At 61.0% G+C, this 9,285-nt stretch carries 6 protein-coding genes, 1 tRNA gene and 3 pseudogenes; 4 read left to right on the forward strand and 6 right to left on the reverse strand.

Features of this window, described 5'->3' with window-relative positions; translation table 11 throughout:
- Nucleotides 1-298, reverse strand: a pseudogene (locus tag ACLQ62_RS01325) (ABC transporter permease); the annotation flags it as partial.
- Nucleotides 299-375: 77 nt separating this feature from the next.
- Entirely contained in the window at nucleotides 376-1,080 is a 705-nt protein-coding gene (locus ACLQ62_RS01330; RefSeq protein WP_411719858.1) for an ATP-binding cassette domain-containing protein, read from the reverse strand.
- A gap of 373 nt (nucleotides 1,081-1,453) precedes the next feature.
- Here ACLQ62_RS01330 and rmuC point away from each other — a divergent pair, with 373 nt between their 5' ends.
- The 3 genes and pseudogenes from rmuC to ACLQ62_RS01345 all read left to right on the forward strand — a co-directional run.
- Nucleotides 1,454-3,151 carry a DNA recombination protein RmuC gene (gene rmuC, locus ACLQ62_RS01335; RefSeq protein ID WP_411719859.1) on the forward strand — a complete coding sequence of 566 codons (1,698 nt, stop codon included), beginning with the start codon at nucleotides 1,454-1,456 and terminating at the stop codon, nucleotides 3,149-3,151.
- On the forward strand, nucleotides 3,108-5,519 hold the full coding sequence (locus tag ACLQ62_RS01340) for an ATP-dependent nuclease (protein ID WP_411719860.1): 2,412 nt from the start codon (nucleotides 3,108-3,110) through the stop codon (nucleotides 5,517-5,519). The genes rmuC and ACLQ62_RS01340 overlap by 44 nt, the downstream gene beginning before the upstream one ends.
- A gap of 10 nt (nucleotides 5,520-5,529) precedes the next feature.
- Nucleotides 5,530-6,182, forward strand: a pseudogene (locus ACLQ62_RS01345) (DUF3375 family protein); the annotation flags it as partial.
- On the opposite strand, the gene ACLQ62_RS01350 reads toward ACLQ62_RS01345, so the two are convergent.
- From ACLQ62_RS01350 to ACLQ62_RS01365, 4 genes are all read right to left on the reverse strand, one after another.
- Nucleotides 6,160-7,086, reverse strand: coding sequence for a tyrosine-type recombinase/integrase (locus ACLQ62_RS01350; protein WP_411719861.1), 927 nt, complete (start codon nucleotides 7,084-7,086; stop codon nucleotides 6,160-6,162). The pseudogene ACLQ62_RS01345 and the gene ACLQ62_RS01350 overlap by 23 nt on opposite strands.
- On the reverse strand, nucleotides 7,017-7,262 hold the full coding sequence (locus tag ACLQ62_RS01355; RefSeq protein WP_411719862.1) for a helix-turn-helix transcriptional regulator: 246 nt from the start codon (nucleotides 7,260-7,262) through the stop codon (nucleotides 7,017-7,019). The genes ACLQ62_RS01350 and ACLQ62_RS01355 overlap by 70 nt, the downstream gene beginning before the upstream one ends.
- Nucleotides 7,263-7,434: 172 nt before the next feature.
- A tRNA-Ile gene (locus tag ACLQ62_RS01360) sits at nucleotides 7,435-7,508 on the reverse strand.
- Nucleotides 7,509-7,517: 9 nt separating this feature from the next.
- Nucleotides 7,518-8,744 (reverse strand): glycosyltransferase, encoded by a 1,227-nt coding sequence (locus ACLQ62_RS01365; protein ID WP_411719863.1) that lies wholly within the window; start codon nucleotides 8,742-8,744, stop codon nucleotides 7,518-7,520.
- Between the two features lie 204 nt (nucleotides 8,745-8,948).
- On the opposite strand from ACLQ62_RS01365, the pseudogene ACLQ62_RS01370 reads away from it, so the two are divergent.
- Nucleotides 8,949-9,254 (forward strand): annotated as a pseudogene (locus ACLQ62_RS01370) (YciI family protein); the annotation flags it as partial.
- Between the last annotated feature and the right edge of the window lie 31 nt (nucleotides 9,255-9,285).

Raw genomic sequence — 9,285 nt, forward strand, 5'->3', positions numbered from 1 at the left:
CCCCCACCAGCGTCGATGACACCACCGCCAGCAGGACGGCGACCGGGACCGGGACACCGTGCACCACGGGGAGCACGGGGACTACCGTCGCGGCGACCCCCAGGATCGCCGCGACGGACAGGTCGAACTCGCCGACGACGAACACGCACACCAGGGCCAGGGCGAGGAAGACCAGGGCCTGTTGGGATCCGAAGATGGCGCGGAACGCCCCGTAGTTCAGGAAGCTCTTCGGAACCAGGACCGCGTAGGTGGCCGCGAGTGCGACCCACAGGAGCACGACCGAATATCGGCCGAGCATAGGCCGGAGTTTCCATGGTGAGGGGCGTCGGAATGAGGGTTTTGTCCGCCGCGCTGCGGTGGAATGTTCAGCTGTGGTCATTTGTTTGCATCCTGTTCGGGCTCGTCGTAGACCGCTGTGATGATGGAGTAGCTGGTGATGTCGTCGCCCGTGAGCTCGCGGACGATAGTGCCGGCTCGCATGATGAGTACTCGGTCGCAGACTCTCGCGAGGTCATCCGTCTCGATCGACGAGATGAGCACTGCAGCTCCGGCGTCGGCTTTGCTTCGCAGCGCCCGCAGGATGTCATCGCGAGCGCCCACGTCGACCGCTTGGGTTGGCTCGTGGGCGATAAGGACCCGCGGGGCGTTGAACATCCACTTCGCGAGAAGCAGCTTCTGCTGGTTCCCTCCGCTGAATGACTGGACGTGAAGCGATGGATCCGACGGTGTGACGCTGAGCATCCCGACCGCGGTCTGAAACTCCTCGAGTTGCCAGCTCCGGCCGACGAACCACAACCGGCCGGTACGCCTGATTCGGGGCAGGGAGACATTGTCTGATGCCGAGATGGTGAGGGCGAGACCCTCGACCGGTCGCTGGCTCGGGACAAAGGCAATGCCCGCGGATGCTGTCTTTCGGGGTGAGGTTGACACGATGTCGACGGATGCGCCGGCAACGTTGAGGACGTGGCTGTGGGGCCCCACCGCGATGACGGTCAGTACGAACGGACGCGGTTTACCACGGGGCGGCAATGCAGGATCGACTCGACACTTCTCATGGGTCAGGGAAAGTTGTTGAGCCATACGCCAGCCTTGCCACGGGGACAGAACCCGTTGTTCGGCGGCGGGCCTAAAAACCGCAGCGCGGGTTTGCTCGCCTCGACGTTGTGAACATCGAGTGCGGCATGGACAGATATCGGGTGCGTTCTGACGCTGGCCACTGCATCAGGCGAGGCACCGTCAAGTGAGTGATACAACTCGTCGGTCCGAAGTCGCCGACTAAACGTCTTGGCACCGACCTCACCCGTCTTCAGCCCGGAAACCTCTATCCGACGACTTCAAATTCCCCCAATACGAGCTACGCCCGCGCACGAATCCGGGCCCGGTGCCGCTTTCGTGTCGGCCTGTATCGATAGCATCAGCAAAACGTGACGTTGCGTATTGTGTAGGGGGAAGCATGGAATTGGTCGCAGTCGGGCTGTCAGCATCGGGCATAGTGCTTTCCGTCTTTGTTCTCATCGCAGTGCTGCGCAAGCCCCGCAGCGGACAGACGGATTCCCACACGGTTCCGGAAATTCGGGAAGAAATCCGAACGGTATCGACTGAAGTGCGCAGCGAATTCGGAACGCAGCGCCATGAGCTTCGTCAAACGCAACTCGAGATGCTTCAGCAACTGAACGTTCTGATCCAATCGACGGCGACCACTCACGCGGAGGAGTTGCATCGTGAACGCCAGTCCCGCCTTGAAACGAGCACAGAGCTTCGTACATTCATCGTTGATTCGCTAGCCGCGTTGCACGCGACGCTTTATGAGTCGGCGCAAACCTCCCTCAAAGAGCAGGTCGCGCTGAGAACTGCGGTGGAGGAAAGGTTTGACGCGTTACGGCGAGCGAACGATGACAAGCTGGAACAGGTTCGAACCACAGTCGAGAAGTTGCAGTCGGTGCTCAACGATGCCCTCTCGGCAAACAGTGATCGAATCCAAGTTCTGGCCGAAGCGAACGCCGCGAAGCACGTCGAGTTGCAGGCAGCGATTCGGGATGAACTGGACAAGCTGCGTATCGGAAACGAAGCGAAGCACGTCGAATTGCAAACCGCGCTTCGGGATGAGCTCGACAAACTCCGGGTGGGCAATGAAGCGAAGCTTGAGAAGATGCGCGAGACCGTTGACGAAAAACTGCAAGGAACGCTCGAGAAGCGGCTCGGCGAGTCCTTCGCGCTCGTAAGCGAACGTCTCGAACAGGTCCAGGCGGGGCTGGGCGAAATGAAGAGCCTGGCCACTGATGTTGGTGGTCTAAAGCGCGTCCTCACAAACGTGAAAAGCCGCGGCACCTGGGGTGAGGTGCAGCTTTCCCGACAGCTCGAAGATCTGCTGACGGTCGAACAGTTCGAGCGAAATGTTGCGATCCGGCCGGACGCCAACGAACGCGTCGAGTTTGCTGTGAAGCTCCCAGGTCGGGGGGACACCGATCGACCGGTCTACTTGCCGATCGACTCTAAGTTCCCGCAAGAGGACTACGAGCGTCTGGTCATTGCGCATGAGCAGAGCGATATGGGCACCATCGAGATCGCGGCGAAGGCGCTCGAACGGGCGGTACTCGCCCAAGCGAAGAGCATTGCGGAGAAGTACATCGAGCCACCGCACAGCACGGACTTTGCCATCATGTATCTTCCCACCGAGGGCCTGTTTGCGGAGGTCGTACGTCGGCCGGGACTTGCCAGCAAACTCCAGAACGAGCACCGGATTCTGGTTACCGGCCCAACTACTCTTGCCTCACTCTTGAATAGCCTGCAGATGGGCTTCCGCACCCTTGCGATCGAGAAGCGAAGCTCCGAAGTCTGGCAGGTGCTCGGCGCGGCAAAGGCAGAGTTCCAGAAGTACGGCCAAGTCTGGGCGAAGCTCGAGAAGCAGCTTCAAACCGCTCAAAACACTGTCGGCGAGGCAGGCCGACGGACCCGCGCGGTTGAGCGCAAACCCCGCGATGTGGAGGTTGCTGGTCTGGGTGGTGGTGATCTAGAGGATGCCTTCGAGTCGCTTTCCTTGGACGACAACACGGAAATAGAGGAATTGAGTCTCAACGATGATCTGAGCGTGCTCGAGAGTGAAGAGCTTGCCCTTGACTCAAGTGCGCAACCTCGGCTGGTTGGTTCATGAACCCAAGACATGGGGCGGCGCGAGCATTGATCGCCCGCCAGCCTTTGTGGCGACCGATTTCAAAAGCCTTCTGCGCTCGTCGAGCTCCGAGACAAATGGGAGCAACGCTTTGAGGTTATCCAGTCTGAGAATCGAGAATTTCCGAGCGCATGTATCAACGGAGCTAACACTCTCGTCGTTCGGGTGCCTCATAGGAGAGAACAATGCTGGGAAATCATCGGTGCTGCACGCCCTCCATTTCGCTTTGAAGGGCTCCCCACCCGGGAAGCTTGATACCTCTGATTTTCACGATCCCTCGATACCGATTTCGGTTGAAGTGCGGTTCGATGAAGTGACGGACCGGGATCTCGGCCGCATAGCCGACGACGAACACCGCTCACGAGTTAGCACAATGCTCATTGACGGCTCCCTCACGCTCGTTCGCGTCGCTGCACCAGGTGAGAAAGTGGCTCTGCGGACCATTGCACAGATGCCGCGTGACACTAGATGGTCAGAAGAAGCCCTGAACGCGGTCATGACGGGAAGGAAGAACCCAGCGCTGCGGGACTCTATCGTTGGCCTTTTTCCGGAAATGGACGCCATACTTCCGCAAAAGGTCACAATGGGTGACGCTCGGACCCAGCTGGCCGAGTTGATAAGCCTGTTGCCCAAAGAGGAGCTAGAACGCAAGATCGTCCCGTTGAAGACGGGTATCGACGCTGCGCTCAGGCCGTTGTTGCCCGAGGTCATATACATCGAGGCAGTGAAGGACGCGAGCGCAGAAACGAAGACTTCCGAAACAGCCACCTTCGGGAAGCTGATGAAGATCCTGCTCGACGCGGTCGCCCACGAGTTCGAGGACATCGAAAAATCCTTCCAGTCCATTCATCAGCGACTGAGCCGGCACCTCGACGTTGGCGGGGCGACGGTCGACACCCGACTCCGGGAAGTCAAACTCATCGAAAGTACTATCCAGGGCTTCGTGCGTGAGAGCTTTCCGGGCGTCGGGCTCGAAATCAGAGTTCCGGCTCCTGCACTACGTTCCATCCTTGGAACTGCTGAGATCGACATCAATGATGGCCATCGCGGTTCGATAACGAGCAAGGGAGACGGACTCAAGCGCACCGTGGCTTTTGCCATCCTGAGGGCTTATACCGCATTGAAAGACAGTGGGCTCGATGGCGCTGACGAGCCCGCAGCCTCGAGCGGGAGTTACCTCCTGCTGTTCGAAGAGCCTGAGCTTTATCTGCACCCTCGAGCCCAGCGCCAGTTGTTCGACACCTTGGCCAGATTCTCCACCGACCACCCGGTGCTGGTCACCACACACTCTCCCGTTTTTCTGAACACCACCGCCACCGCCACTTTCGCTCGTCTTAGAAAGGTGGACGCCCCTGCGGGCGTCGACGTCGTGAATTTGGATCTGCGGTCAGACATGTCCGAGAAGGACGCGCTCCAACTCATTGGGCATGAAAACAACGAAGCTGCGCTTTTTGCGCGAGCCATCGTGCTGGTCGAAGGCGACAGCGACGCCGTAGTACTCCCCCATCTCGCTCAACTCCTGAACAACGACTGGGACCATGTTGAACACGGGGTGGTGTTCATTCGAACGGGTGGCAAGTCCAGCATTCAGCGCTACCGCGATTTCTTCAACCGCTTTGAAGTGCCGGTGTTCGCGATAGGCGACCTGGATGTGTTGCTAGACAGCTTCACGAAAATCTCCCAAGATACACAAGCCGCTGTCATCCGACAGCAGCTTCTTCAAGATGTCGATCGACTATTGGCCTCCGAGGCAGTGCCGCTGACCGGGAACGCGGTGGACAGTTTCAAGCGCAAAGCCAGCGCCCGCGAGCTTTGGGGCAGGGCGCAGAAGGCCTTTGACGAGCTTGACGAGTCCCCAGAGCGCGAAGACTTCCGAACTCTCGAAGGAATCCTAGGCCAGCTATTTGACCTATCGCGTGGCCGTGAACGTTTAACGGTCCTATCGACCAGCACAGGCGACCTTGCAGCCGGAAAAAGAAAACTCAATGTCCAGCTACACACGTCCGGAGCACATGTTCTAGAGCGCGGAGCTATCGAGCGCTACTACGGCGAGCCGCCTCTCGGAGGAGATAAGGTCCTCGCCGCTGGTCGATTCCGAGCAGCCACGAAGACCCTTGAGCAGTTCCGGGCACGTCACGGGGTGAACGCTGACGAAGTCACAGAGGAATTGAATTTAGTCTTCACTGCAATCTTCTCGCGGCTCGCAACGCCAGTGCCCGAACCTGTCCTCGTCAGTTCCTGCGCCACGATTGACCCGCCGGGCGGCGGAAGCAACGACCTGGACCAGACGATTCACCGCGTTGCCTACCGCGCGCCGGCGGCTGCTACGACTGTCGGGGCCCTCAACTAGTGTTTCTTCCATGACGAATGCCCGTGCCGAAGCCGCCTACCAGCGTTCGGTTGCTGCATTTAAGAATCCGACGCTCGACCTGCTCCACGGTCGCTATGCGCGCCCTTCGTGATAGCCATGCTGTCGATCGCCTTCACAGCTGGCCGCCCTGCCGTGGCCGTTTCGGACGCCCATGTCGAGGTCGGCGAGGCAGTCGATCAGCTAAGGGCCGCAGGATACGACGAGGAGGAGCGGAACCTGCCTGCCGGAACAGCGCGCGAAATTTGCCGATATTGGGTGCGCCTTGGTTGGTTGGTGCCACAGATCGAGGACGACATCGAGGTGTACCGACTTTCCGCGCATGCCGTCGGCGCCCTTGAAATCGCGGGCCGGGCTGGCGGTAGCAGCGGCCGGGTCTCCCGTTCTCGGGTACGAACCCTGTTGGACGCCGTGGAGCGACTAGCTCGCGACGCCGAGGCGGACCCTGACCAGCGGATAGCCGTGCTAACAGCCGAGCGGGACGCGCTCGATGCGGAGATTGCACGGCTCAAGAGCGGCGAGTCTGATCCTGTCGATGACGAGCAGTTGCTGGAGGAAGCCGAGAACGTCCTGCACCTGGCGCGAGAATTGCCAGCCGACTTCTCTCGGGTGGCCGAGTCCATCAAAGCCATGCAGCGCGACGTACGGGGACGATCCGATTTGATTCGTGGGTCTTTGGATGCTCTTGACGATAGACGCCGGCCCCTCTCCGCACGATGACCGTCCCGCTGACGTTTACTCGTGGCGGGTCGGCGGTCATGTCTACGTCGCATTTCCGTAGAGCCAGCGTTTCACCGATGCGCGTCGCTGTGCCGAGCATCACCTCGATAATTTCGCGGATCTGTCCATCGGGCTTGGGTCCCATTCGGCCTGCCTCGTTATGCCAGTCGCGCGCCGCTGCGCGGATTGCCGCGATCTGTTCCGGGGTAAGGGCTTTCGGGGTGTGCTTAGGCTTCCTCATTCGGGAGGTCTCTTTGACGGGATTGCGAGCGATGAGTTCCCTCCGCACTGCGAAGCTCAACACCATGCTGAGAATCGTGCGGGAGTGTTTCGCTCTCGAATACGACCGCTTCCGTTGCACTTTCAGAAAGCGCTCGATGCGTCCCACGGTCACTTCCCGTATCGTGAAATTTTCGAAAGACGGCAGCACCATGCCGCGCAGCACTCGCTCGTAGGTTTCCTTCGTACTGTCGGCGCGGTCGACGTCGAGATACAGGTCCTCCAGCCACGCTTCGGCGAGCAAGGAGAACGGCGAGCCCGCATTGAGCGAGTCAGTCGTGTCACCGGTGTGCATCCGCTGCGCCAGGTCCACTTTGAGCGCGGATGCCGCGGCGCCGCGGCTCGACGCGGTGGCGGTCACTTGTCGGGTATGGCCGTCCCAATCTCGGAAGCGGGTCCAGGCGCGAAAACGACCGGGACCGACTTGCGCGGTCTTGATCGCGCCAAAGGTGCTGACCGGCAGCCGCGGTCGGCCGGCCATCAGCGTTGTCCGATCTGGCCGCTGAGGGAGCGCAGAGCCGGTTCGGGTTCGTGCAGCCTGTCCAGCCATCGGAGCACGTCGGAGACCCGGTAACGGATCTCCCGTCCGACCCGGATACCGGCTGGGCCGCGTCCATCGGTGCGCAGATCGTAGATCGCCTGCACCTGCACACCCAGGTAGTCGGCGAGCTCGCTTGTGGTTAGTACGGGCTCAAGGCCAAGCCCGGAGAGACGTTCGGTGTTCATAACCAGTAGGTGACCCAGGCGGTCCCAGAGCAGTCGAACCGGGTCGTGGACGACGCCCGAAGGGGGCTCCGGCAGGCGCCCCATTTTGAATATTCGTTGAATAAACGTTAAATGCATCAAGTCTCTGTCCTTTTGCTCGGACAAGAAACCCTGGTCAGTCGATGTTTTAGTGTAGGGCGGACGGGACTTGAACCCGTGACCGACGGATTATGAGTCCGCTGCTCTAACCAGCTGAGCTACCGCCCCGAGCGGTGTCTAGTCGTCTGACACCTGGATGGGAATCGACTCCGTTACGGGGTCTGTCACCGATTCTCCACGATACATGCTCTCGAATGTCGAGAGCGTGCGCTGGATGTCGTGCGCCTTGATCATCCGAAGCGACTCCCGTTTCATCGCCAGGATCTTCTCCGGCGAGGCGGTGAGGACATCCGTCAATCGGGCAGCGAGTTCGGCGACGTTTCCCGGTTCGAAGAGGTAACCGTTCTCGTCATCGTGGACGAGGTGCGGGAGTGCCATAGCGTTCGCAGCGACGACAGGAAGAGCGGATGCCATCGCCTCCATCGTCACGATGCTCTGCAGTTCGGCAATCGACGGCATGGCGAGCACGGTGGCTCGCGTGTACGTGGACCGGAGCTCTTCGTCGCTGACATAGCCGGTGAAAAGGACCCGGTCACCCAGTCCGAGCTGTGCGGCCAGGTTTTCGAGGTTGCGCTTCTGATCGCCTCCGCCGACGATCTCAAGCTTGGCGTCGAGCGACGGATCAAGTGTCGCGAACGCTTTGATGAGAACGTCGATCTGCTTCTCACCGGTGACTCGACCGACGAACAGGATCCGGTTCTCGGTGCGCGGCTCGAAGTTCGGGGTGTACATGTGCGCGTCGATGCCACAGGAGATGGCGTGGACACCGCTCAGGCCGGTGTACTTCTCGAGGAAGTCAGCCGCGCGACGCGTCGGAGTGGTGACCGCTTCAGCCAGGCTGAGGTTACCGCGGGCGAGCTTCCACGCCCAGCGGACGAGGCCCTCACGGAACTGCTCGGGCAGTAGCGTGAACTCGAGGGCGTTCTCGGGCATGAGGTGGTTCGTCGCGATGATGCGGATGCCGCGCTTCGCGGCCTCATTCGAGAGACCGCGGCCAACGATGAGGTACGACTGGGAGTGGATGACATCGGGCTTCACCGCGTCGATGATGCGGGCCGCGTTGCGGTTGATGCTCCAGGGCAGCGCGAAGCGCAGCCAGTCGTGCGGGTACCACCGCCAGCTCTTGAGCCGATGCACAGTCATCTGCTGGCCCTCATGGGTCTCAGTCCAGGTGCCGCGCCTCCGAGATGCCGCAGGAGCGACGACGTGGACCTCATGCCCGCGCCCGACCATCCCCGCCGCGAGACGCTCAGCGAAGCGTGCTGCCCCGTTCACGTCCGGAGAAAAAGTATCCGCTCCGATGATGATTCGCATCGGTCGCTTGCCGTCGGGTGGGGTGATCATCGAACCGGTGCCGGTCGGATTTAGTGCGTCAGGCAAGGTGGGCGTATTCCTCCGTCATCGGCCGGCGCTTGAGCAGCCGGCCACATCCCTTGGCTGATGGCCTCCCGGGATCGGTCGGTACATTCTAACGGGCGGCCCGGCCGTCGCGCATGATGCCCTGTCGCGTGCCGCGAATCGGAGGATGCCCCTTTTCGGGGAGATGACGGCCGCGCAGCGTTCGATGCCTACGCGAAGTCGCTCGAGGAAGCGGGCGTGCTGGTGTCGGTGGACATCCTCCAGCCGGTCGATTCGTCCACCACCCTCACCCTGCGCAACGGCAGCCTGCAGATCCAGGACGGGCCATTCGCCGACACCAAGGAGAAGCTCAACGGTGTCTTCGTCCTTGACGTGCCGGATCTCGACGCCGCACTGGCTTGGGCCGAGAAGTGCCCGGCCGCCCAGTACGGCGTGATCGAGATCCGCCCCTCTGCGCTTCACTTCGCGGATGGGCAGTGGCAGAGCACGACCTGACTGCCGCGGCAGCAGCGGAGCACGTCGCCCG

This window comes from Mycetocola sp., from assembly GCF_046716805.1.
Lineage (GTDB): Bacteria > Actinomycetota > Actinomycetes > Actinomycetales > Microbacteriaceae > Mycetocola_A.